This is a genomic window from Agaribacter marinus (genome assembly GCF_030160655.1).
GTDB classification, from domain to species: domain Bacteria; phylum Pseudomonadota; class Gammaproteobacteria; order Enterobacterales; family Alteromonadaceae; genus Glaciecola; species Glaciecola marina.
Window position 1 is genome coordinate 1628196 of the sequence record NZ_BSOT01000005.1, and the last position, 24505, is coordinate 1652700.

The window sequence follows — 24505 nt, forward strand, 5'->3', positions numbered from 1 at the left end:
AAACAAAAGCTTGAATACTGGCAAGCCATTTGCTAATACTATTTCAAGCACATTATTTGACTTGTAATCAGGCCTTAATAAGACAAATGACCGATAGTCAAAGTGTAAACTCTCTGCTTAAATTACTAAAAACATAACTAGGAGATATTCATGAGTGGGACCACAGTGGCAGTCGTCGCAATTATTTGTTGGGCATTAGTCAGTATATTTAGAGGCGGTCAAACTTCAGGGAAAAAGGAAAAACTGTTTAAGCAACGTATGGACGACGAATCAATAAAGATTGAAGAACAACTAGCAAATATGAGTGAAAGAATTGCGGTACTTGAAAAAATCGTCACTGACGAAAAGTACTCGCTTAATAAAGAATTCGAAAATTTAAAAAAATAGACGCTCTCCCGCGCAAACGATACGCCTAGGTTTAAAGGTTTAACTTTTGAATTATTTTTACCTAGGCATTTTTTCACTCACGGTTTTAACACTCGACCTAAGGGTCTATTTGGAGAATACAATGGAAATTATCGCATTAATTGTTGGTGGCCTTTTTCTTTTTATCATTTGGCTGGTACCTATTGTCGCTATTGCAGCATCCCATAGAACGAGAGGCGGTGAAAAACTTGCTTGGCTAATACTGACCATTTTCGTCTTTTGGTTTGCGTGGATATTTTATTTGTTACTTGCGCCCCTAAAGCAACCCAAATACGCCTAATACAACGAAGTGTTAATATACCAAACTAGGTAAACTTTCAGAGCCCTTTTACATTTAAAGGGCTTTTTTGCAGGGTTAATAAAATTGTACTGCAGAGCTAAACTCGCTTAGCTGCCATCTAGAATATGTTTTTCAACCCTTTCAACCCGCCTAGGCTTACCTGAAATAATAAGAACGTCATTTTCAGCCAATACAGTGGCCATACTAGGATTATCAAAATCTTGATTGTCGCGTCGAAGTGAAACTACCTGAACCCGTTTTTTAACGATATCTAACATATGCAATTGCTTCCCTACTGCGTATGCGCCTTCCGCAATAACAACAGCATGTTTAAATTCCAACTTATCTTTACTATCAAAGGTGATTTCAGTTGTTTCCCCAGGAAAAAAGCCATGCATATGCACATACCCTTTTTTACGCTCATTCCGGATACGTTTTAGTATTCGTGACATAGGTAAACCAGAGTAGTGTAAGACCTGCGAAATCAACATTAAGCTGCCTTCTTGGACCTCAGGCACAACTTGCAAGGCTCCAGCATCATATAGTGCTTTCGCATTGTAATCTTTTCTCGTTCTTACTATCACCTGCATGTCGGCATTGAGATGTTTAATGGCGCTAATGACCGAAATAGCCTTTGTATGTTCGTCAAAAGTCACAATGGTAAGTGAAACATCATGAATGTGTGCTTTTTCCAAAATGGCTTTGTTACCAGCATCACCAAAGAAGATGCTCTCACCGGCAGCACGAGTCTCATGCACCCTAACTGGGTCACTATCAATGACGCTATAACCCAAGCCTTCGAGTTTTAGCATCCTGCCAATAGACTGACCTACCCTGCCATAACCTAAAATCAACACATTGGGTTTGTTGCCATGAGCAGTAAATATGGGCTCTACATTGGGTTCAACCTGCATCGTCAGCTTCATGGCAAGCCAGTCGCTTTTATCAATTAACCAAGGCGTAATCGCCATACTAACTAAGCCTATACTGATCAGCATGCTTGATAAGTATTCACTAATGACACCGTTCTCAAACGCTAGTGCAGCAAGCACAAAACTAAACTCACCAATTTGTGCTAATTTGACACCCGCCGCCCAAGCATCCGCCTTATTAGCGTGGTAAAAATAAGCGGCTGCTTTCACTAAAAGTACTTTCACCACAATGATTATAAGCAAACACAAAAGTATCCAATGCCAATTTTGCGTCACTACCGTTAAATTTACTTGCATACCGACAGTAATGAAAAATAAGCCCATCAAAATATCTCTAAATGGCCTTATGTCAGCTTCGATTTGATGTCGGTATTGTGATTCGCTTAGCATCATACCAGCAAGAAAAGCGCCTAAGGCCATCGATAGACCCGCGGCATATGTTACCCCCGCGGCTAACAGCGCGACAACTATAGTAGTTTGCACAAACAGCTCATCAGTCTTCGCACTGGCAATTTCGTTGAATAACCGGGGTAAGAGCCATCTACCCGCCGCAAGTAAGACCGCAATAACAACAACCCCCTTCAGTAGCGCAAGTAATATAGCTATTGTGATAGAGGTATCGCCCGAGCTCGCGAGCAAGGGAATTACAATCAAGAATGGAACGACTGCCACATCCTGAAAGAGCAATACACTAATCGCAAGTTGCGAACGGCTAGTGTTTAACCTACCTTGCTCATTAATTGTTTTTATAACGATGGCCGTCGAAGATAGTGCTAGCATAGCCCCCATGACGATTGCAGCGGAAATATTTTGCCCCAAGAACATGGCAATAGCGGCAAAAAAAGTAGTCGTTAGCAGCATTTGACCAGCACCTACACCAAACACGAGGTGTCGCATGGCAAGCATTTTCGCTAATGAAAATTCCAAACCTAATGTAAACAATAAAAAAACAATACCTACTTCGCCAGCCAAATGCATTGCATCAATATTGTTGCTGAAAAAATTGAGTAGTTCAGGCCCAATTAGGATACCAGCGACCAGATAAGCCAGTATCGGCGGGAGACTTAAACGTTTAAATATCCAGATAAGTCCGGTGGATATAATCATAAGCACTAAGATACTAACAAAGGTCTGATTCAAGCGCGTATTCCCTTTAGAAAACCATCATTATATTTCCGACTTAAGCCACGATTAAAGAATGGGCATACTTTATGCTTTACAGCTAACTATACAATACGCCTGTCGCTAAATAGACAGAAAACCGACACCCTTTGTTGCTAGCATACAGATAGTAAAGTATTCCAGCGGCAAATACCAAAACGTCGATTTTATGACATTACATAGTTGGAGTCATTGATGGAAATTAGTCTTATGTCACCCGAAGAGAATACTATAGCATCAGTTGTGCATGAATCTGCAGATATGCCAGTATTAACAATGTCTGAATCGGCAAACATCATGAGAACGATGTTATCTTCCATTGACTTAGAAGAACTAACAAACGATTATTTTTTAATATTATCGGAAAAATTACCTTGTACATCGCTCAAATTAAGTTTTGCTGACCAAGTATTACGGACGGGTAAATCTAAGCTTCGTTCTCGTATCATGAAAATATCTATTTATTATGGTCACCCTTTTGGTACTCCACAGCATGCGCAACTAGCATACTCATTTAGCAAAGTACTGACGCCCGTCCAACGCAAGCTTTTATCGGAAATTCACGGTATTTTTGCGATGAGCTTACGTCATGCTCTGGAGTACTACCGTATTAGTCAGTTAGCCACAAAAGATATGTTAACTGGCTTAGGTAACCGTGCAAGCTATAACGAATCTGTGTCTAAATTAATTAGCATGTGCAATAGGAATCATGAAAGCTTTGGTTTGCTAGTATTTGATTTAGATAACTTTAAGTCTGTAAATGATAAATATGGTCATCAAGAAGGTGACCATGTATTAACTGAATTTGCTAAGTTACTGATTAAGGGATTACGAGATACTGACCACGCATTTAGGTTTGGTGGTGATGAGTTCTGCTGCTTATTAACTGACAGCAGTCCAAGCGCAAATACCATGGTGGCGCAGCGAATCACACAGTCGGTAAACAATCATACCTTGTTCAAAGAGCATGCTGTATCTTGCAGCGTAGGCGCTACATCATTTTTGATAAAAGATACACCTCAGAGCATTTTTGAACGCGCGGACACCGCATTATACAAGGCTAAGCATACTGGTAAGAATAACATCATTGCTGCATAAACTAGTTTGTGTCGGTACTCTGATTGACGATTGATAACTCTGCAATAAAAAGCGATTTACTTTGATCTATTGATCTTTCTGAGGACCAAATAATAGTAGCGTTGTTGTTAACCATACCTATAAGAGAGTCATCAGCGAATATTAACGCCAGTCGCTTTCGTTGCCATGGTGGAATCTCCCATTCCTTGCACCAAGACTTGATTTTTTTTGCTGGGCGATTGGCATACGGCTTAAAACGTTCGGTTAACTTTCCAAAGGCTATTTTTATCGACGTAACGTCACTTGCGCTAAACGCGTTAGTTGATATGACATTTTCACCCGTTTGCTGCAAACTTATATGTAGTGACGCAAACTCACCGGACGCAACAAACAACTTATCGAGTCGCACGCGCTTATCGGACTCATCTATGTCAATTAAAGGGCATTGTGACGCTCTAATGTTCTCGCAAGTGTTCTCATCAGTATCAACATAAAGCGCTTGCATATATCGTCTGATTTTCACTTTGCCGACAACGACAGTAGGATTTGCGTCATCTTTTGCGGCATGCATATTCAGGATTTCATCTAATACTCTTTCCGACGGCATTAATACATTATGGATGTCTAGCCAATAGCGTACAAAACTTGCTTTCGTGTGCTTAGCGAGCTTTTCTAAGGGACTTAACAGCAAGATATTGTTCTTGCCTAACAAGTCCTTGCTTAAGAGTTCCATATACTCATTTAGCACACGCATTTCTGATGCACACATTCTTGCACTCTTAACAACTGAGCTAGAAAATGATGGCCATCTCTTTTGAATGCGTGGTAATACTTCGTTACGAATATAGTTGCGATCAAAATCAGTATTTTGATTAGATTCATCTTCGACCCACGACAAATGATGAGTCTGTGCATACGCTAGAATATCGGTCTGAGATACGTTTAAAAGCGGCCGAATGAGCGATTTTCCTTGAAGCGAATGATACTGCCCCATGGCACTTAGGCCTTTAGGCCCAGCGCCTCTTGCCGTTTGCAACAAAAAGGTCTCAGCTTGATCATCACTATGTTGTCCAAGCAAGATACTTGCGCCATGTGGGCAATTAGACAATAAGGCATCATAGCGCGCTTTTCGCGCAGCACCTTCTACACCCATCTGCAGATTGCCTTTAATATCGACCGAATGGCATTCAAAGGGAATGCGCATGTTGTCACACACGTTTTTACAATGCTGCGCCCAAGTGCTCGAATTAGTGCTTATTTGATGATTAATATGCACAGCACTAATACGCACAGATGGATTTAGTTGCCTATATTTTTGAGCTAAATGAAGTAAAACAGTTGAATCAACGCCTCCACTGAAAGCGACGACTAGGTTAGATACCTTACCTAGGCTTTGTGAAAAGGATTCAAATAGGGGTGACATGTCTCATGCCATCCCTAATATGGACTTAGCAGTAACCAAAAGACATGAGTCTCTCATATCGCTCTTGCATCAATGTTTCTGTGCTTAATGAAGACAACTGAGAAAGTTGTTGCTTGATAGTCGCTTTTAAATTTGCGGCCATCGCGACATGATCTCTATGTGCACCGCCTAAAGGCTCATCAATAATGGCGTTAATTAACCCGAGTTCTTTAATTTTAGGCGCGCTTACACCCATCGCTTCAGCCGCAGTCGATGCTTTTTCAGCGCTTTTCCATAAAATAGACGCACAACCTTCAGGTGATATCACTGAGTATGTTGAATATTGCAACATATTCACCCTATCGCCGACACCAATGGCAAGCGCTCCACCCGAGCCACCTTCTCCGATGACCGTACAGATAATTGGCACTTTTAGTTCAGCCATTACTTTTAAATTTGTTGCAATAGCTTCACTTTGACCACGTTCCTCTGCGCCAACACCAGGATATGCGCCCGGCGTGTCGATAAAGGTAACGATTGGCAAGTTAAAACGTTCAGCCATCTTCATTAAGCGCAATGCTTTACGGTAACCTTCCGGTTTTGGCATACCAAAATTGCGTTTAATTTTTTCCTGAGTATCACGGCCTTTTTGATGACCAATGATCATCACCGGTATTTCATCCAACATTGCTAAACCGCCGACAATTGCCTTATCATCAGCAAAGGCGCGATCGCCTGCTAACTCATCAAACTCAGTTAACATGTGCTTAATGTAATCTTGCGTGTATGGTCTCATCGGGTGACGAGCAACTTGCGATATTTGCCATGCGCCTAAACCAGAAAAAATCTTGCGCGTTAACTCCGCGTTCTTTTCACGTAACTTGGTAATCTCTTCTTCGATACCAACATCAAACTCTCCGCCTTGATTCACAAGTCGAAGTTCTTCTATTTTGGCTTCAAGCTCTGCTATGGGTTGCTCAAAATCTAAAAAATGTAACCCCATTATTATTCCCAAATTGAATATTTGTTGTTATTTACTAAAAGCGTAAGTTGACATTTTCATGCCCTAACTCAAGCCCCAAGTCTGTTATAAGTTCATCATCTGGCGTAATGTACCAGCTACCATCAGCAGAAAGCCCAACGGCTACATCAGGGTGCTCTACCTGTATGTGCAAGGGGCAGCTGCCGCCGCGATATTGCTGTAGTATATCCTGAATTTTAGCCACTGACGACACAGTGCAATCTGAAGTATTTAAAAATAACTCTAAATGAGATGCATATCGACTTCTTGCTTCTGCTAACGTCATCACTTCTGAGCCAGACATTGTATTGCCGCCTGAGTACTCATCAAAGCTGACCTGTCCTCTAATCCAAAGCAAATTGTCTGTTACCAAAACATCTTCATACTGCTCATATGCATCAGGGAAAAAACGAGCTTCCAAACGAGCCGATTTATCGTCTAATGTCACTAAGGCCCATCGTCGACCCTTTTTGTTAGTCATCACTCGAACACCGATAACTAACCCTAATACGCTAACCGGGTTATCTTTATTCGTGGGTTTTACATCCACTAGTTTTGTATCAGTATAATGGCGTATTTCCTTTAAGTACTGATTAATAGGATGACCCGTTAAATAAAGGCCCAAGGTTTCCTTCTCGCCATTCAACCAAATGCGGTCAGACCAAGGCGGCACATTTTTAAAGGCGCTGGCAACTTGCTCTTCACCTTTAACTTCTGTGCCAAATAAATCGCCTTGTCCAGATAACGCGGCCTTAGCGTGCTGTGCAGCTGTATCGAGCGCATCTTTTAAGGTCGCCATCAATGCTGCACGATGAGGCCCCAAATTGTCCATAGCGCCAGACAAAACTAACTTTTCCATGACGCGTTTATTAATTTTTTTCAAGTCTACTTTTGCACAAAAATCGAAGAGATCAGTAAATAAGCCTTCTGTTTTTCGTGCGTCTATTATGGCGTCTACTGGACCTTCACCAACACCTTTAATAGCGCCTATTCCATAAACGATTTGCCCTTGCGGGTTTACTGTAAATTTATATTCACCCGTATTTAAATCTGGCGGCAAAATATCAATACCCATGCGATTACATTCATCAATCAATGTAACTATCTTATCGGTATTGTCCATATCCGCTGACAATACCGCAGCCATAAATTCGGCGGGATAATGTACCTTCATCCATAAGGTTTGATACGACACCAACGCATATGCAGCAGAATGCGACTTGTTAAACCCATAACCTGCAAATTTTTCTACTAGGTCAAAGATTTTCATGGCTAATTCTGGGTCGATGTTATTGTCTTTTGCACCACTTTCAAAACTAGAGCGTTGCTTCTGCATTTCTTCCGGCTTTTTCTTACCCATGGCACGACGAAGTAAATCAGCACCACCAAGCGAATAACCCGACATTTCCTGCGCAATCTGCATTACCTGTTCTTGATACAAAATAATGCCATACGTTGGTTCTAAAATTTCCCTAAGGCATTCATGCTGCCAAGTGGCATCTGGGTAAGATACCTCTTCTCTTCCATGTTTTCTGTCAATAAAGTTATCAACCATGCCAGATTGCAGAGGCCCTGGCCTAAACAAAGCCACGAGAGCAATGATATCTTCAAAACAATCAGGTTGAAGACGTTTAATCAAATCCTTCATGCCTCGTGATTCCAGCTGGAAAACCGCCGTAGTTTCGGCGCGCATTAAGGACTTAAATGATTTTTTATCTTCTAACGGAATCGCCGTTATATCAATCTCTTCGCCGCGTACCTGTTTAACCATATCCACTGCCCACTGGATAATAGTTAGGGTACGTAAACCCAAGAAATCAAACTTCACTAACCCTGCCGTTTCGACATCATTTTTGTCATACTGAGTCACGGGGTTTGCACCAGTATCATCACAGTACAACGGAGAAAAATCAGTAATCGTTGTGGGAGAAATAACCACGCCACCGGCATGTTTACCGGCATTTCGAGTAACACCTTCGAGAATGCGTGCCATATCAATGAGGTCTTTAACTTCCTCATCGTTATCATAGGCTTCGTGTAAGCGAGGTTCTGCCTCAAACGCTTTTTTAAGCGTCATCCCAGGCTCTGGTGGAATAAGTTTAGATATTCTGTCTACAAATCCATAAGGGTGACCTAATACGCGTCCAACATCACGAATAACGGCTTTGGCAGCCATGGTGCCAAATGTAATGATTTGAGAAACGGCATCTCGGCCGTACATTTCGGCGACATGATCAATAACTTCGTCTCGACGATCCATGCAAAAATCGATATCAAAATCTGGCATGGATACCCGTTCAGGGTTTAAGAATCGCTCGAAGAGTAAATCAAATTCCAATGGGTCAAGGTCAGTAATATCAAGTGCATACGCTACCAATGAGCCTGCACCAGAGCCTCTGCCCGGCCCGACTGGAATATTATTGTCTTTACTCCACTGAATAAATTCCATAACAATTAAGAAATAGCCAGGGAAGCCCATTTGGTTAATGACTTCTAACTCAATTTGGAGACGTTCATCATACTCAGGCCGCCTATTTTGTTTTTCTTCTTCGCTCGGAAAAAGTTTATTTAAGCGACGCTCTAAGCCTTCTTGAGACACCTTAACCAAAAAGTCTTCAATGCTCATATCGCCCGTAGGAAACTGCGGCAAGAAATATTTGCCTAAGGTCAGTTCCACATTACAACGTTTCGCTATTTCAAGCGTATTTTCTATTGCTTCTGGTATATCGTCAAAAAGTTCAACCATTTCTTCTTGGCTGCGCAAATACTGTTGCTCAGTGTAATTTTTTGGGCGCCGAGGGTCTTCCAATGTAAAGCCATCAGAAATAGCTGTTCTAATCTCATGTGCCTCAAAATCTTGCGGCTTGAGGAAACGAACGTTATTTGTCGCTACCACTGGAAGATTCAATTCTGACGCTAACGTTACAGCTTGCTGTATATAGGTGTTTTCACCATTGTGCCCAGTACGATGTAATTCAATATAAAATCGGTCGGGATAAATCTTCTGATATTCCAAGGCTAAGGACTTCGCCTGCTCATACTTTTCTTCTCTGAGCAAAACGCCTAGATCACTATTCATCCCACCAGAAAGGACAATCACCCCAGCAGAGTATTTGGGTAGCCATTCTTTTTGAGCCACCACCTGATGCAGAACGTGCCCTTGTAAATACGCGTCTGAAATAAGGCAGGTAATATTTTTGTAGCCCTGATTATCCATTGCCAGCATCGTCATACTGCCAACATGGTTATCTAGCTCAGCATTGAGTAAATTGACATCGCATCCAACTATAGGTTTTATCCCTCGACCATATGCTCCAGAATAAAACCGCACTAAACCACACATGTTCATTTGATCAGTTATTGCTAAAGAGGGCATATCAGACTCAGCAACTTTGTCTAAAATAGGATTGACCTTATTTAGCCCATCAACCATTGAGAAGTCACTATGGATACGCAAATGTACAAAACTAGCCGTCACTTCTTATTATTCTCCATATGTTTTAGGCTTTTAATGCAAGCTGGACAGGTTTAAAGCTCTTTCTATATTCAGTCAAAGGGCCAAGTGCACTAAGTACTTCTAAGTGCATTTTCGTTGGATAACCTTTGTGTTGAGCAAATCCGTACTCAGGGTGTTTTTTGTCTAGTTCGATCATATCATGATCCCGCGCTACCTTGGCTATAATCGACGCAGCGGCAATTTCAGCATGCTTATCATCGCCCTTTACAACGGCCTTAGCCTTATAAGGCCAATTGGGTAGTCGATTGCCATCAACTATCACAAAATCGGGGCATACCGAAAGCCCTTCTACCGCTCTCTTCATGGCCAACATAGTCGCGTGCAATATGTTCAATTTATCAATTTCTAGAGGTGATGCTCGGCCAATTGACCAAGCGAGTGCATCGCGCTGAATAATTGGTGCGAGTATATTTCGCTTTTTCTCACTCAATTTTTTTGAATCAGCTAGGCCTTCAATAGGCCTATTTGGATCTAATATTACTGCCGCAGTAACAACATCCCCCACGAGAGGTCCCCGACCAACTTCATCTACACCGGCGATTAACATTAATTAAGCGCCAAATTAAGCACGGCTTGCGCAGATTTTTCATCAGCATTACATCTTAGTATATTGTGAATCCGTTCAAAGGTTGGAATATAAGTATTTTTATCGACCTCACGCTGCGCTAATAAATGTTTGCACAAGGTCTGAGGATTAACATCATCTTGTAAAAGCTCTGGTACTAACAACTCGTCGGCCAAAATATTCGGCAATGCAAAATAGTCAGGTATATATAGCCGTTGCATCATTTTATAGGTCAATGACGACATTTTATAGGCAACTACCATCGGTCGTTTACAGAGCATGGCTTCTAAACTCGCGGTACCGGACGTCAGTAAGACAATATCAGATGCGATCATAATCTCTCTTGCGTCGCCATCTAGAACATCGACACTATAGTCTAGTCGTTTGCGGCTAACGATTGCATTTATCTGATCAAGTAAAGATTGATTTGCAGCTGGGATAATAACGCGGCACTTTTGCACTGCGTTATAAGCTTGTGCAGTATCTAAAAATATATCCAGCATCGACGCTATTTCTTTTCGTCGTGAACCAGGCAACAAGGCCAGTATGTGCTCATTTTGAGGCAAATTCAGGCGCTCTCTTGAAGACGCTTGATTAACTTGGAGCGGGATCTCTTCTGCAAGAGTATGACCTACATACTCGTAAGCATAACCATATTTTTGATAACATAGATGTTCGAAAGGAAATATACCAAGCACCAAATTCGTTGCCTTAGCAATTTTGTGAATTCGCGCTTCACGCCAAGCCCAAACAGTAGGACTAACATAATGGACTGTTTTTATGCCTGCTTGTTTTAGTTTCTTTTCGATCGGTAGATTAAAATCTGGCGCATCAATGCCAACAAAGACGTCAGGAGGGTTATCAATAAAATGTTTAACCACTTTACGGCGTATTTTAAGTAGTTCTGGAAGATGTTTAAGGACTTCAACTAAGCCCATCACCGAAAGTTTGTCCATGTCATCTAAGGATGACACCCCCTGAGCTTTCATATGCTGACCACCAATACCTTGTATTATAGCATCCGGGTATTGACGTTTAATTGCTTTAAGCATACCTGCGCCAAGTACATCACCAGATGCTTCGCCAGCAATCACGCCTATTTTTATTGGCTTTGGCATATAATTCGACTATCTGGCAATGCCGCGAGTTGAGTCTTTAAAAAACTGTGCAATTACCACTAATTCATCGTTAGATTTTGCTTTTTCAGCAATCAGTAATTCAGCTTCTTCTAGGGTATTGTTTTGGCGATAAATGGTCTTATATGCCTGCTTGATATTCGATACAGCCTGAGCGGAAAAGCCTCTGCGTTTTAAACCTTCGTTGTTAATTCCTTGAGGCACATGCTTTGTACCGCTATACATTACGTATGGTGGTAAGTCTTTCAGCAGAATAGCTCCCCCACCGGTAAACGCATGAGAACCTATTTTACAAAACTGATGAACTGCAGTCATACCACCAAGAATAACAAAGTCACCTACATGCACATGCCCAGCAAGTGTCGCGTTATTTGCTAATACGTTATCATTGCCAATAACACAATCGTGGGCAATGTGTGTATTTACCATGAACAAACTACGTGAACCGATTTTGGTTACGCTGTTGTCTTGAGTAGTGCCTCTATGAATCGTGCAAGACTCTCTAAATATATTGTCATCACCAATTTCCAAGTATGTATCTTCTCCTGCATACTTTTTATCTTGGCAGTCTTCGCCAACTGAACAGAATTGAAAAAATTCGTTGTTCTTTCCTATTTTAGAATGTCCATTAATAACAACATGGCTTCGAAGGACACATCCATCTCCAATTTCTACATTGTCACCAATATAACAAAAAGGACCTATCTTTACGTCTTTGCCTATTTTTGCATTGTCTGATATCACTGAAGATGGGTGTATCATATTAAAAATCTCTCATAGCACACATAAACTCGGCATTGCATACTTCTTTGCCATCAACGCTAGCAATCCCTTCAAACTTCCAAATGCCCCGACGCTCTTTAAGTAATTTAACCTCAAAATCTAAGCGGTCTCCTGGCACTACAGGTTGTTTAAACCTAGCTTTGTCAATGCCAGCATACAAATATAGTTTGTCAGAATTCCCCATGGTTTTAAAACCTAATATACCTGCGGCTTGCGCTAGTGCTTCTAAAATCATTACGCCAGGAAAGATCGGTTGACCAGGGAAGTGGCCATTAAAGATATCTTCATTGATAGAAATATTTTTATAAGCACTTATAGACTCACCTAAGGTGTAGTCGGTTACGCGGTCAATCAAAAGCATAGGGTATCGATGCGGTAACAACGACATAATTTCTTTGATATCAATAATGTTGAGAGAGTTTGCCAAGAATATCTCCTACTGAAGGCTAAATTTATACTTATGGAAAGGCATTGAGGCGCAATAAGATAAGGCTTTGAGGGCGAAAAACAAATCAGACCAACAGATGTTGGCCTGATTTTTAAACACTTTAGTTGGCTTTACTTACTTGGTCCAATATTTTTGACGAAATATCGTACTCTGGCTTAGCAAAAGAAACGGCAGAAGCATCAACAATTAAGTCATAACCTTCCGCTTCAGCGATTGACGCAATAGCCTGTCTAATAAGAATAATCAGCTTTTGGCGCTCTTCGTTAGTACGACGCTGAATACTTTGTTGCAAAGGCTGCCCTTTCTGCTGCAATTGCTGACTAAGCTCTTGAATTTGCGTTTGTAATTTAACTTTTTCATCTTCACTCATTGTTGCTGCTTCGCGTTGGAGCTTTTCCATCATGAAGTTGCCGTCTGACTGAAGTTTTTGGAGTTCTTGTCTTTGATCCTTAAATTCTTCGTTGATAGCCTGCTCTACTGCGGCTACCTGTGGTAATGATTGAATGATAAGCTGCATGTTAACAACGGCAATCTTCTCCGCCGCGTTCGCAGCAACTGACATTACTGAAAATCCAACTAATGCAAAAAATGCCAGTCCTTTATTCAATGTTTTCAAAATAACACTCCTTGGGTTTGTTATTATTTGTGATAGTTAAAAAGTTGTAAAATTATAACCTTTCTAGAAGGTCGATCCAATATTGAATGTAAAGAATTTAGCATCATCGCCTTCTCTTTCTTTCAATGCACGAGAGAAACTAAATACCATTGGCCCCATCGGAGATATCCATTGCACAGATAAACCGGCTGAACTTCTGTAATATTTCCAGTCACTAAAATCAGCTAATACCTGAGAACTCTGTGTTTGTACGAGCCTTAGATCTTTCACAGCATCGTAATCAAACTCAGTGTCCCATACGTTACCTACGTCATAGAAAAGACTTGTTCTAACGGAGTTGTCGAACTCAGTTTCGACAAATGGCGTAGGAACAATGAGCTCAATACCACCAATAGCCATCGCATTTCCACCTAAACTTCGGCTTGACAGCGTTAGTGTATCTTGACTCGGATCGTTAATGACTGGCACTCCATTTGGAGTAGTGAGTGCTTGGCTACTTATTCGTCTCACACCTCGCGGACCTACAGTATTGTTTTCAAATCCACGTAAAGTATCTGCACCACCTGCTGTAAAGTTTTCTGTAAATGGTAATACTTGCTCAATCCCATCAACATCACCGTAACCATTACCATAACCCAACCTTATTCGCCCGAGCACAGTCCAGCGCTGATTCCTACTTAAGGGGTAATACCATTTGTTGTCAGAAACAAACTTAAAGTAATTAACATCAGAATTTGGTGTCGTAATACTAAACGACGCGCGTTGTGATGATCCACTGGAGGGGAATAAGCCTCGGTTAAGCGTATTACGGCTCCATGTAACTGAGCCTAACAAACTGGCATAATCAATTGGTGCTTCAGGGTCATTAGGATCTTCAAACTGGCGATAAAACTGTCTTGTCTGCTCAAATTGCGTGTTGTCAGAGGTCAATTCAACATCAGAATAGGTTAAACCAAAACTAATTCTGTTCACTTCATTTATTGGGTACCCAATATTTCCGCCCAAAGACCAGCGCTTAGTATTAAACCTAACGGTACCAAAGTCGCCACCATCGAATTCGCTATATGAAAGGCTTCCGCCCAGACTAATACCATCAATTGTAAAATAAGGGTCTAAGTAGGTTAACTGCGCAGTAGATTGATAAGATACTGTCGAGATATTTGCACCCACCCGTTTACCAGTACCCAAAAAATTGTCCTGTTGAATGCCCGCCTGCAAACTTAATCGTGTTGCATCACCGTATCCAATTCCTGCATTAAATTGTCCAGAAGCCTGTTCTTTAACTTTAAATTCAATGTCAACTTTATCATCCTCTCCCGGTAATCTAACCGTTTCATATTCCACTTCTTCCATATAGGTCAAACGAGATAACTGAGATTTAGAGGTCTCTAACAAGCCTTCAGACAACCAGGTACCTTCTAGCTGTACAACATTCTGACGGAGTACTTCGTCTGCCGTCGTTTGGTTACCTTCTATATTTACCCGACGCACGTAAATACGTTTACCCGGGTCAACAGAAATAGTAAGTTTAACCGTTTTATCTTCTTCATTAATTTCGGGAATAGTAGTAACCGTAGGGTATGCATACCCGTATCGACCGAGGTATTTCGACACAAATTCTTCGGCGTATGTGACTTGCGCTTGACTATATAAAAGGCCTGTTCTTATCGGTAACAATTGACGAACAAATTCCTCATACCCTAATAAATCACCTACCAGTTCGATATCTGAAACTGTGTAGGTTTCGCCCTCTGACAAATTTAAGGTAATATAGATACCGTCTTTTTCTGGGGACATCGAAACCTGAGTAGACGTGATACCAAATTGCAAATAGCCACGATCTTTATAGTAACTGGTAATCGTTTCCATGTCGCCAGATAGCGTTTGCTGTTGATACCGGGTTTCTGATGTAAAGTCCCACCATGGGGTGTCAAACTTCAATTCCATCTGACCAAACAGTTCAGTATCGTCATAGACTTCGTTACCGACAATATTGATCTGTTTAATTTTAGCCGCGTCTCCTTCTTCAAAGGTCAGTTTCAAGTCAACTCGATTCCGTGGAAGAGGCGTCACTATTGCATTAACCGTCGCGTTGTATTTGCCGATGCTATAAAAGAAGTCTTTCAGGCCGTTTTCTATTGAAGTGATGACTGTTCTATCTAATGGTTCGCCAATTCTGATATTCGCGCCGTCCAAACTTTCTTGCAGCTGTTCGTCTTTAATATCATCGTTACCGTCAAATATTATACTCGAAATGGTCGGGCGCTCTTCGACTTCGACCACCAGTACTGAACCATCTCTGTAAATTTTTACACTCTCAAAATGTGTCGAAGAATACAACGATCGAATAAGTTGCGTCACACGAAACTTATTCATAGCATCTCCGCGTTGCACCGGAAGATACGTTAACGCGGCACCGAGAGCAACACGTTGTAAGCCTTCAACTCGTATATCCTCAACCACAAAATCATAATTAGTTTGTGCAAAGGAAGAGGAAGAAACAGCGAGTAATGCGGCAAGAATAATTTTATTAAACTTCATCTACTATCTTAAATCCAGTACGTTGTGTCAGATCTTATTATGTTTATATATTGCGTAAGATATCGTTAAAAATCGCGGTTCCCATTACGACAAAAAGTAATGCGGCTCCGATACGAAATCCTATGTCCTGAACAGCCTCTGACACTGGCTTTCCAGTTAACCATTCCACCGTAAAGTACATTAAATGACCACCATCTAATATTGGCAACGGCAAAAGGTTAATAATACCAAGATTCACGCTAATAAGCGCTAAAAAACTCAAAAATGCTACTAAGCCAACACTCGCGCTTGTTCCTGCGCCTTGTGCTATAGATATGGGACCGCTTAAGTTCTTAACAGAAATATCACCTGTTAACAATTTCCCCAACATCTCAAATGTTACTGAAACCAAACGCCATGTTTCATTTAGGCCATATAAAAACGCGTCTACAACACCTAACTCTATTTCCTGAACGAATTCTTCAGGCCATGCTCCCTGATAGGGAACTACACCTAAATACCCCTTTGTACTATCTTCAGGGTGCACGCCAAATGTCACATCAAGCACAACATTTGTTCCCTGCCTAAGCACGTTCAACTTAACTTTTTGCTTCGGACTTTGTTCGATAAAGTCGACTATTTGGCTCCAATTATTAAAAGTAGTTCCATCTATTCCCAATATTTCATCATCTAATTGCAATCCGCCATCACTAGCTGGCGAGTTTTCGGAGACTAAGCCTAAGGTCTTAGTCAACGCTGGACGAAAAGGTGTAAAACCTAGGGCATCAAATAGGCTTTGACTATCTGGGTCTACCTTCCAACCATTTAACGTTATAAAAAGTTGACGTTGCCGACTATCTGCATCAATGACAGTTAGGGGCATCGTTTGTTCACCACTATATGTAGCGATTTCAATACTGACGTCGCGCCAATTGTTGGTTTCTCTACCACCAATACTGATGATTTGATCGCCCTGCGAAACCCCACTGCCATCGACCAAAGATCCGGCTTGCACTTCACCAATAATTGGCTTTATTGTTTGCTGACCAATCATGCCGATAGCCATGAGAATAAAAACCGCAAAAATGATATTTATTAATGGACCAGCAGCAACAATTGCAAAGCGCTGATATAGGGGTTTGTGGTTAAACGCAAGGTCTTGTTGCACTTCAGACACGTCATCTACTCGCCCGTCTAGCATGCGGACATACCCTCCCATGGGGATTGCCGCAATCACAAATTCCATGCCTGACGATGTGACTCGCTTGTACAATGGTTTACCAAAACCAATGGAAAAACGCAGAATTTTAACCTTACAAAGCTTCGCGACGTAATAGTGCCCCCATTCGTGCACCGCAACCAAAATACTCAATGCAATAACAAAAAAGAAAATGTTGTTAATAATCGACATTAGTCTGAGAGTTCCTGTACTTTATATGCAGCGTATTCCCTGCACAGCAAATCATGCTGGATAACTTGTGAAATATCTGCGAGCGCTTGTTCAGAAAAGTGCTCGACAACTATGCGGTTAAGCTTATAGATATCAGTAAAACGAATTTGTTCATTTAAAAATGCGTCCACCGCAATTTCATTCGCTGCGTTTAATGCAGTTGTCGCGGCTTGCCCTTTTTCACAGGCTTGCATCGCCAGAAATAAATTTGGAAAACGTTTTGGACAAGCCGCTTCAAAACTAAAATCAGTTAAATTGAAAAAATCTAAGGCTTTCACACCAGATGTAACACGTTTTGGATAACCCAACGCATGCGCAATAGGTGTTCGCATGTCAGGGTTACCCATTTGAGCAATTACGCTACCATCTACATATTGCACCATTGAATGAATAGTGCTTTGTGGGTGCACTACCACTTTAATGTTCTCAGCATTTAAACCAAACAACCATCGAGCCTCAATAAACTCTAGCCCTTTGTTCATCATAGATGCAGAATCAACAGAGATTTTTTTACCCATATCCCAATTGGGATGAGCGCATGCTTGCTCAGGACTGACGTCATCAAGCAAATTAATAGGCATTGTGCGAAAAGGGCCGCCTGAGGCAGTTAACAGTAGATGTGATATGCCACTCGACGCCTTGTCACCATAACAATAGTCATCAGGCAAACATTGAAAAATGGCGTTATGCTCACTATCAACCGGTATTAACGTTGCATTGTGTTGCTTTACCGCTCGCATAAATAGCTCGCCTGACATTACTAAGGACTCTTTATTCGCCAGTAAAATTCGTTTGCTAGCGCGAATAGCAGACATTATGGGTTTAAGGCCCGCCGCACCAACAATAGCGGCCATTACTGTGTCTGTCTTTGGATGAGATGCGATAAATTCCAATCCTTCCACGCCAAATTTGATTTGACAACTATGTTTATGGCTATCAGGTAAGGCTTGAAATAATTTAGAGGCTAACGATTTGTCAGCAGTAACAATATATTCTGGCGAAAATTGACATGCTATCTCAACTAACTTTTCTATTTGAGAATAACCGGAAACGGCAAATACCTTGTATTGCTCAGCATTGCGCGAAATCACATCGAGGGTACTTGTACCTATGGAGCCAGTAGCACCCAGTATCGTTATATTTTGAGGCTGCATGTAATTAGGCCATCCAGACCACATAACAAAAAGCAAAGACAGGAAATGCAGCGGTTAAACTATCAATACGGTCCATTACACCGCCGTGACCAGGGAGTAACTTTCCGCTGTCCTTCATACCTGCGCAGCGCTTAAACATCGATTCATTAAGATCGCCGAGAGCAGAAACACCAACCGTAATACCACCAATCACCACGTGCAACCATATTCTAGAGGGATCAACCTGATAATGCAGCGCAGCAAATGCAATAATCGCTAATGAGGCCATTACCCCACCCAGGAGACCTTCGAGTGTTTTACCAGGCGACACATTTGGGCGCAATTTATGCTTACCAAACTTCACGCCAACGAAAAATGCACCGATGTCAGCGGCCCATACAATCCCCAATACGTAAAATAATAAAGATGCACCATAAAACGGATCTACATCGTAAAGGCTTGTACGTAAACTTACGACTGCTACCCAAGTGGGAATCAAGGTTAGCACACCGAAAGCCGCCCGAATGGGTTTACTTGTTTTCCAAAAGCCACTGTACTTTGGGTAAACGATGATCATCAATAGGCTTAATGTCCACCATACCGATGCAATGAGTAGAATAAATGAGAAGAGTGGATTCAATTCTCCTTGAACCCATATATCCTCTGCATCAACAAAGTAAATTAATAAGCCACAAAGCACCGCGATAAATGCTGCAAACCACCCCTTAAAAATACGGATTGTAATCCCGGACATGTTGGCCCATTCGTATGCCCCTAAAAAAACAACCCCAGCAACTGCGACTTTAAAATATTCTATAGGTAAAAACAGAATCGCGAATAACGCTAGCGGCGCAAGAATTATTGCCGTTATTATTCGCTGCTTTAACATGGTTTATGCTCTGGATCTTGCGTCATTATTTGTTCTCCAGTCAAACCAAATCTTCGTTGACGAGATGAGAAGTCTTCTACTGCCGCTTTGAACGCATCTTCATTAAAGTCAGGCCAAAGTATATCAGTAAAGTAAAACTCTGCGTACGCACATTGCCACAACAAAAAGTTACTCACTCGATGATCTCCACCGGTACGAATCAGTAGATCTAATTCTGGTAAGCGAGCTGTACTCATGTGTTGATCAAACACTTCTTCAGTGATAGCTGAGCTGTCAATTTCTGCGCTCTGGACTTTGGAAATCAACTGTTTCGCCGCATTAACAATGTCCCAACGACCACCATAATTCGCAGCAATATTAACCGTTAACGCTGAATTATTTGCCGTTAAGGCTTCTGCCTTGTGAATTTTTTTCTGCAATGACTCACTGAAAGATGAAAGATCCCCGATAACTTTCAAACGAATATCGTTCTTATGCAAACGTTTGACTTCACTTTTAAGGACAAGGCCGAACAAGTCCATCAGTACGCCGACTTCTTCTTTTGGCCGTTTCCAATTTTCACTAGAAAAAGCAAACAATGTAAGCGACTGAATACCAGACTGCCTTGCATATTTTACCGACGCTCTAACAGCATCGACACCAGCTTTGTGCCCAAAAGTCCGGCGTTTTCCCCTTACTTGCGCCCACCGACCATTACCGTCCATGATAATAGCGACATGTTTTGGTATTTTAGTACAGCCAAGCGCCTCATCAATTACATCATTTGCTAATTTATCTACACCCATAATAAAAGAACTATACTTCCATCAATTCTTTTTCTTTATCAGCTAACATCTGGTCAACTTTCTTGATAAATTCATTGGTAATAGATTGGATATTCTCTTCACCCGCGCGACTTTCGTCTTCACTAATTTCTTTTTCTTTTAACAATTCTTTAATGTCGCTGTTCGCATCTCGGCGAATGTTACGGATAGCCACTCGGCCCTGTTCAGCTTCAGATCGAACGACTTTAATTAAATCCTTTCGACGTTCTTCTGTCAGTGCAGGCATAGGGATACGAATAGCAGCACCTGCTGACATAGGATTCAAACCAAGATCAGATTGCATTATTGCCTTTTCAACCGCTTGAATAGAGCTCTTATCAAAAACAGATAATGCTAAGGTACGAGAATCTTCAGCGATAATATTCGCCAGTTGTTTAAGCGGCGTATCAGTACCGTAGTAAGGCACCATGATACTATCTAATAAACTTGGGTGCGCGCGACCAGTCCTAATTTTACTTAATTGACCTTTTAGTGCGGTTAGGCTTTTTTCCATACGCTCGCTGGCGTCTAATTCGATTTCATCAATCATATTTTTAACCTTTTATTGTTCTTGTGCTGTGTGCGTAATAAGCGTTCCTTCAGGGTCGCCCAATACCACTCGTTTTAAGCAACCTGGCGTATTCATATTGAATACTCGTATTGGCATATTATGGTCTCTAGCCAAGGTAAATGCTGATAAATCCATCACTTTTAGCTCTTTTTCTAACACTTCTTGGTACGACAGCGTTTTCATCAATACTGCATCAGGGTTTTTCACAGGGTCCGCATTATAGACACCGTCGACTTTAGTGGCTTTGAACACAGCGTCCGCTTCTATTTCGATACCACGTAAACATGCTGCTGAATCAGTCGTAAAAAATGGATTGCCGGTACCCGCAGAGAAAATAACCACTTTACCAGACTTCAATAAACTAATTGCATCTGTCCAGTGATAGGAGTCACAAACGCCATTAAGTGGAATAGCTGACATCAAACGAGCATTTACAAACGCACGATGTAAGGCGTCGCGCATCGCTAAACCATTCATCACCGTAGCTAGCATGCCCATATGATCACCAACTACACGATTCATACCGGCCTTGGCTAGACCTTCACCTCTAAACAGGTTCCCCCCGCCAATAACGAGACCAACTTCAACGCCTAACTCAACGATTTCTTTTATCTCTTGAGCCATGCGATCTAGTACTTTGGCATCAATGCCAAACTCTTCATCCCCCATGAGGGCTTCACCCGAAAGTTTCAATAAAATACGTCGGTATGCTGGTTTTGTTGAGTTACTCATGAAAAGTGTCCTTTTGTTCTACAAGATATATGTGCGGCGTACGTTTTGTACATATTATCAACACTATAAAAAAGCACCTCAATTGAGGTGCTTCGTAGTGTATATTAACATTGCTTTTAGCAAAAGCTTGGAAAGCGTTTTATTTCTTTGCCGCTTCCATTTGAGCTGCGACTTCTGCGGCAAAATCTTCTGATTTTTTCTCAATACCTTCGCCAACTTCAAAACGAATGAAGTTAACTACATCGGCACTTTTTGACTTAAGTAAGTCACCAACGCTAGTTTTCGGCTCTTTAATAAAAGGCTGACCGGTCAAACTAATTTCGCCGGTGAATTTTTTCATACGCCCAGAAACCATTTTTTCCGCGATTTCCGCAGGTTTACCTTCTTTCATCGCAATTTCGACTTGGATTTCTTTTTCTTTCTCAACAACTTCAGCTGGTACGTCCGTCGGTTTAACAAATTGAGGATTAGCTGCCGCAACATGCATTGCGATATCCTTTGCTAACTCTTCGTCACCACCATTAAGAATAGCGATTACACCAATACGCCCACCATGCACATATGCACCAAGGTTGTCGCCTTCAACTGTGATAACACGTCGAGGAGAAATATTTTCACCTATTTTCGCGACTAATGTATCGCGTGCATCAGCAACTGTTGCGCCATCAACGTCAGCAGCATTTAGAGCATCCATGTCATTGATTCCATTTGCAGATGCAACGTCAACCAATTTGCTACCAAAAGCTAAAAAGCCATCATCACGTGCAACGAAGTCTGTTTCGCAGTTTAATTCAAGCATAGTTGCTTTGTTGCCATCGACCTTTGTTAAAATAACACCTTCTGCGGCGATACGACCAGCCTTCTTAGCGGCTTTCGCTTGACCTGATTTACGCATATTTTCAATTGCTTGCTCGATATCGCCATCAGTCTCAACTAAGGCTTTCTTACAATCAAGCATGCCAGCGCCAGTGCGCTCACGTAATTCTTTAACCAGTGCTGCAGTCACTGCCATCGTTCTATTCCTCAATATTTAAATTTAAAAAAAGGAGACCGCAGCCTCCTTCAAAACTGTTAACTTGCGAATTACTCGCCTTCTACGACAAACTCGTCTTCAGTCGCTGGCACAGCGTCGCCGTTACGACCTTGAGTTACAGAATCAGCAGCAGCATTTGTATAAAGCTGGATCGCACGGATTGCATCATCATTCCCAGGTACGATGTAATCAACACCATCCGGGTTAGAGTTTGTATCAACGACAGCAACCACTGGAATACCCAAGTTACGTGCTTCAGTAATAGCAATGTGCTCGTGATCTGCATCAATGACAAAAATACAATCAGGAAGACCGCCCATATCTTTGATACCACCAAGACTGTTCTCTAGCTTGGTCATTTCACGTTGAAGAAGTAAAACTTCCTTCTTCGTTAGCTTTTCAAACGTACCGTCTTGGCTTTGAGCTTCCAATTCTTTTAAACGGTTAATCGATTGACGAACTGTTTTCCAGTTAGTCAACATGCCACCTAACCAACGTTTATTAACGTAGTATTGGCCGCACTTCTGTGCAGCTTCTTTAACAGCATCTGACGCAGCACGCTTGGTGCCAACAAAAAGAATTTTTCCTTTTTTAGCAGACACGCCACTTAAGTATGACAATGCGTCATTAAATAAAGGTACTGTTTTTTCTAAGTTAATGATATGAACCTTGTTACGCGCGCCGAAAATAAACGGAGCCATTTTTGGGTTCCAGTAACGAGTTTGGTGACCAAAGTGCACGCCTGCTTGAAGCATGTCACGCATAGAAACATTTGACATTTAATTTATATCCTAATTAGGGGTTAAGCCTCCACATACCCTTACTTTCGATCGTAATTACAGTGCTTTATTACAGCCGAATAACGACACCCCGAAACCAAGTCTTAGTATGTGTGTGTATTAAAGTTAATTTGCTGTATTAAAAACAGCGGGCGCTTTATACCATCCAACGCGCAACCACACAAGCTTTTTCTCTGAGTATTTGGAAAACTCCCCCTAAAGCAAGTGCTACTTGCCAACAAATATTAGCAGTTGAGTTTTTTAATATCGATGCGTCAAACTGGTTATAAGCAAAAGCAATGAATAATTTTGATTTTTTATGGGTGTGATATACTCTGCCGCAAAATTTCTGCAACTGGAATTAGAACTGGAGTAACGGTTTGGCTATTACAATAAAAACGCCTGAAGAAATAGAAAAAATGCGTGTCGCTGGAAAATTAGCATCAGATGTACTGATGATGATTGGTGAGCATGTTAAAAAAGGCGTAACAACAGACGAACTCAATACAATTTGCCACAACTATATAGTAGACGTACAAGATAGTATCCCTGCGCCATTAAATTATGGTCACCCACCTTTCCCGAAATCAATATGTACGTCTGTTAATCATGTAATTTGCCATGGTATACCTGGTGATAAAAAACTTAAGGATGGTGACATTGTAAACATCGATGTTACGGTTATAAAAGACGGGTTTCATGGTGATACATCCAAAATGTTTGTTGTTGGCAAGCCATCTATTTTAGCTGAGCGCTTAATTCGCATTACACAAGAATGTCTATACAAAGCGATTAAAATTGTTAAACCAGGCATTAAACTAGGTGATATCGGGCATGTTATTCAGCATCATGCCGAAGGCAATAACTACTCGGTTGTTAGAGAGTATTGTGGTCATGGTATAGGCGCGGTCTTCCATGAAGACCCGCAGGTAGTTCACTATGGGCGACCAAATACTGGCGACGAATTACAAGCCGGCATGTGCTTAACCATTGAACCAATGATCAATGCCGGTAAACGATACTCCAAAGTCTTGCCTGATCAATGGACAGTTGTGACAAAAGATCGCAGCTTAAGCGCACAATGGGAACACACACTTTTAGTGACAGATTCAGGTGTTGAAATATTAACCCATCGTGGCGAAGAAAATATTCCTCAAATTATCAGTCATTAAACAAAATGGCATTGACGTGGTGTAAAATATTGAAATCTGTTGATTGTAGAGGTATGGCA

At 41.4% G+C, this 24505-nt stretch carries 22 protein-coding genes; 4 read left to right on the forward strand and 18 right to left on the reverse strand.

The genetic code is table 11. From position 1 onward, the window contains the following. The first annotated feature begins 150 nt into the window (after nucleotides 1–150). Both QQK00_RS08760 and QQK00_RS08765 read left to right on the forward strand, forming a co-directional pair. Entirely contained in the window at nucleotides 151–387 is a 237-nt protein-coding gene (locus QQK00_RS08760) for a hypothetical protein (RefSeq protein ID WP_284217094.1), read from the forward strand. 121 nt (nucleotides 388–508) lie between these two features. Continuing rightward, on the forward strand, nucleotides 509–706 hold the full coding sequence (locus QQK00_RS08765) for a hypothetical protein (protein ID WP_284217095.1): 198 nt from the start codon (nucleotides 509–511) through the stop codon (nucleotides 704–706). 107 nt (nucleotides 707–813) lie between these two features. On the opposite strand, the gene QQK00_RS08770 is transcribed toward QQK00_RS08765, so the two are convergent. Then, the gene (locus tag QQK00_RS08770) at nucleotides 814–2778 is read right to left on the reverse strand and encodes a monovalent cation:proton antiporter family protein (protein WP_284217096.1); all 1965 of its coding nucleotides are present in this window, start codon (nucleotides 2776–2778) and stop codon (nucleotides 814–816) included. 216 nt (nucleotides 2779–2994) lie between these two features. Between QQK00_RS08770 and QQK00_RS08775 the strand changes: the two genes are divergently transcribed. Next, nucleotides 2995–3897, forward strand: a complete 903-nt coding sequence (locus QQK00_RS08775) for a GGDEF domain-containing protein (RefSeq protein WP_284217097.1) — start codon at nucleotides 2995–2997, stop codon at nucleotides 3895–3897. Between the two features lies 1 nt (nucleotide 3898). On the opposite strand, the gene tilS is transcribed toward QQK00_RS08775, so the two are convergent. From tilS to rpsB, 17 genes are all read right to left on the reverse strand, one after another. Then, nucleotides 3899–5299, reverse strand: coding sequence for a tRNA lysidine(34) synthetase TilS (gene tilS / locus QQK00_RS08780; protein WP_284217098.1), 1401 nt, complete (start codon nucleotides 5297–5299; stop codon nucleotides 3899–3901). Nucleotides 5300–5324: 25 nt separating this feature from the next. Beyond that, entirely contained in the window at nucleotides 5325–6281 is a 957-nt protein-coding gene (gene accA, locus QQK00_RS08785; RefSeq protein ID WP_284217099.1) for an acetyl-CoA carboxylase carboxyl transferase subunit alpha, read from the reverse strand. A 34-nt stretch (nucleotides 6282–6315) separates the two neighbouring features. Beyond that, a complete protein-coding gene (gene dnaE / locus QQK00_RS08790; protein WP_284217100.1) occupies nucleotides 6316–9777 on the reverse strand; it encodes a DNA polymerase III subunit alpha in 3462 nt (1153 codons plus the stop codon). A gap of 22 nt (nucleotides 9778–9799) precedes the next feature. Continuing rightward, complete coding sequence (gene rnhB / locus QQK00_RS08795; RefSeq protein ID WP_284217101.1) at nucleotides 9800–10363, reverse strand: ribonuclease HII; 564 nt, start codon at nucleotides 10361–10363, stop codon at nucleotides 9800–9802. After that, complete coding sequence (gene lpxB / locus QQK00_RS08800) at nucleotides 10363–11499, reverse strand: lipid-A-disaccharide synthase (protein WP_284217102.1); 1137 nt, start codon at nucleotides 11497–11499, stop codon at nucleotides 10363–10365. The genes rnhB and lpxB overlap by 1 nt, the downstream gene beginning before the upstream one ends. A gap of 9 nt (nucleotides 11500–11508) precedes the next feature. Beyond that, on the reverse strand, nucleotides 11509–12279 hold the full coding sequence (lpxA, locus tag QQK00_RS08805) for an acyl-ACP--UDP-N-acetylglucosamine O-acyltransferase (protein WP_284217103.1): 771 nt from the start codon (nucleotides 12277–12279) through the stop codon (nucleotides 11509–11511). A gap of 1 nt (nucleotide 12280) precedes the next feature. After that, on the reverse strand, nucleotides 12281–12727 hold the full coding sequence (gene fabZ, locus QQK00_RS08810) for a 3-hydroxyacyl-ACP dehydratase FabZ (protein ID WP_284217104.1): 447 nt from the start codon (nucleotides 12725–12727) through the stop codon (nucleotides 12281–12283). A 121-nt stretch (nucleotides 12728–12848) separates the two neighbouring features. Next, nucleotides 12849–13364: an OmpH/Skp family outer membrane protein gene (locus tag QQK00_RS08815; protein ID WP_284217105.1), complete on the reverse strand. Its 516-nt coding sequence runs from the start codon at nucleotides 13362–13364 to the stop codon at nucleotides 12849–12851. Between the two features lie 63 nt (nucleotides 13365–13427). Next, entirely contained in the window at nucleotides 13428–15905 is a 2478-nt protein-coding gene (bamA, locus tag QQK00_RS08820; RefSeq protein ID WP_284217106.1) for an outer membrane protein assembly factor BamA, read from the reverse strand. A 43-nt stretch (nucleotides 15906–15948) separates the two neighbouring features. Next, nucleotides 15949–17295, reverse strand: coding sequence for an RIP metalloprotease RseP (gene rseP, locus QQK00_RS08825; RefSeq protein ID WP_284217107.1), 1347 nt, complete (start codon nucleotides 17293–17295; stop codon nucleotides 15949–15951). Next, nucleotides 17295–18488, reverse strand: coding sequence for a 1-deoxy-D-xylulose-5-phosphate reductoisomerase (gene ispC, locus QQK00_RS08830; RefSeq protein WP_284217108.1), 1194 nt, complete (start codon nucleotides 18486–18488; stop codon nucleotides 17295–17297). Before ispC ends, rseP begins: the two co-directional genes overlap by 1 nt. Before the next feature lie 4 nt (nucleotides 18489–18492). Continuing rightward, complete coding sequence (locus tag QQK00_RS08835; RefSeq protein WP_284217109.1) at nucleotides 18493–19356, reverse strand: phosphatidate cytidylyltransferase; 864 nt, start codon at nucleotides 19354–19356, stop codon at nucleotides 18493–18495. Further along, nucleotides 19350–20141, reverse strand: coding sequence for a polyprenyl diphosphate synthase (gene uppS, locus QQK00_RS08840; protein ID WP_284217110.1), 792 nt, complete (start codon nucleotides 20139–20141; stop codon nucleotides 19350–19352). Before uppS ends, QQK00_RS08835 begins: the two co-directional genes overlap by 7 nt. 10 nt (nucleotides 20142–20151) lie before the next feature. Then, complete coding sequence (gene frr, locus QQK00_RS08845) at nucleotides 20152–20709, reverse strand: ribosome recycling factor (protein ID WP_284217111.1); 558 nt, start codon at nucleotides 20707–20709, stop codon at nucleotides 20152–20154. A gap of 12 nt (nucleotides 20710–20721) precedes the next feature. Next, nucleotides 20722–21462 carry a UMP kinase gene (pyrH, locus tag QQK00_RS08850; RefSeq protein WP_284217112.1) on the reverse strand — a complete coding sequence of 247 codons (741 nt, stop codon included), beginning with the start codon at nucleotides 21460–21462 and terminating at the stop codon, nucleotides 20722–20724. Between the two features lie 139 nt (nucleotides 21463–21601). Then, nucleotides 21602–22474 carry a translation elongation factor Ts gene (gene tsf / locus QQK00_RS08855; RefSeq protein WP_284217113.1) on the reverse strand — a complete coding sequence of 291 codons (873 nt, stop codon included), beginning with the start codon at nucleotides 22472–22474 and terminating at the stop codon, nucleotides 21602–21604. Between the two features lie 71 nt (nucleotides 22475–22545). Next, nucleotides 22546–23274 carry a 30S ribosomal protein S2 gene (gene rpsB, locus QQK00_RS08860; protein ID WP_284217114.1) on the reverse strand — a complete coding sequence of 243 codons (729 nt, stop codon included), beginning with the start codon at nucleotides 23272–23274 and terminating at the stop codon, nucleotides 22546–22548. Between the two features lie 380 nt (nucleotides 23275–23654). On the opposite strand from rpsB, the gene map reads away from it, so the two are divergent. Then, nucleotides 23655–24446: a type I methionyl aminopeptidase gene (gene map / locus QQK00_RS08865; RefSeq protein ID WP_284217115.1), complete on the forward strand. Its 792-nt coding sequence runs from the start codon at nucleotides 23655–23657 to the stop codon at nucleotides 24444–24446. Nucleotides 24447–24505: the final 59 nt, after the last annotated feature.

What these genes read in the sequence shown, in the direction of transcription:
- QQK00_RS08760 (WP_284217094.1), top strand. Translation starts at nt 151, where the DNA reads ATGAGTGGGACCACAGTGGCAGTCGTCGCAATTATTTGTTGGGCATTA.
- QQK00_RS08765 (WP_284217095.1), top strand. Translation starts at nt 509, where the DNA reads ATGGAAATTATCGCATTAATTGTTGGTGGCCTTTTTCTTTTTATCATT.
- QQK00_RS08775 (WP_284217097.1), top strand. Translation starts at nt 2,995, where the DNA reads ATGGAAATTAGTCTTATGTCACCCGAAGAGAATACTATAGCATCAGTT.
- tilS (WP_284217098.1), bottom strand. Translation starts at nt 5,299, where the DNA reads ATGTCACCCCTATTTGAATCCTTTTCACAAAGCCTAGGTAAGGTATCT.
- accA (WP_284217099.1), bottom strand. Translation starts at nt 6,281, where the DNA reads ATGGGGTTACATTTTTTAGATTTTGAGCAACCCATAGCAGAGCTTGAA.
- rnhB (WP_284217101.1), bottom strand. Translation starts at nt 10,363, where the DNA reads ATGTTAATCGCCGGTGTAGATGAAGTTGGTCGGGGACCTCTCGTGGGG.
- lpxB (WP_284217102.1), bottom strand. Translation starts at nt 11,499, where the DNA reads ATGCCAAAGCCAATAAAAATAGGCGTGATTGCTGGCGAAGCATCTGGT.
- lpxA (WP_284217103.1), bottom strand. Translation starts at nt 12,279, where the DNA reads ATGATACACCCATCTTCAGTGATATCAGACAATGCAAAAATAGGCAAA.
- bamA (WP_284217106.1), bottom strand. Translation starts at nt 15,905, where the DNA reads ATGAAGTTTAATAAAATTATTCTTGCCGCATTACTCGCTGTTTCTTCC.
- rseP (WP_284217107.1), bottom strand. Translation starts at nt 17,295, where the DNA reads ATGTCGATTATTAACAACATTTTCTTTTTTGTTATTGCATTGAGTATT.
- ispC (WP_284217108.1), bottom strand. Translation starts at nt 18,488, where the DNA reads ATGCAGCCTCAAAATATAACGATACTGGGTGCTACTGGCTCCATAGGT.
- QQK00_RS08835 (WP_284217109.1), bottom strand. Translation starts at nt 19,356, where the DNA reads ATGTTAAAGCAGCGAATAATAACGGCAATAATTCTTGCGCCGCTAGCG.
- uppS (WP_284217110.1), bottom strand. Translation starts at nt 20,141, where the DNA reads ATGGGTGTAGATAAATTAGCAAATGATGTAATTGATGAGGCGCTTGGC.
- frr (WP_284217111.1), bottom strand. Translation starts at nt 20,709, where the DNA reads ATGATTGATGAAATCGAATTAGACGCCAGCGAGCGTATGGAAAAAAGC.
- pyrH (WP_284217112.1), bottom strand. Translation starts at nt 21,462, where the DNA reads ATGAGTAACTCAACAAAACCAGCATACCGACGTATTTTATTGAAACTT.
- tsf (WP_284217113.1), bottom strand. Translation starts at nt 22,474, where the DNA reads ATGGCAGTGACTGCAGCACTGGTTAAAGAATTACGTGAGCGCACTGGC.
- rpsB (WP_284217114.1), bottom strand. Translation starts at nt 23,274, where the DNA reads ATGTCAAATGTTTCTATGCGTGACATGCTTCAAGCAGGCGTGCACTTT.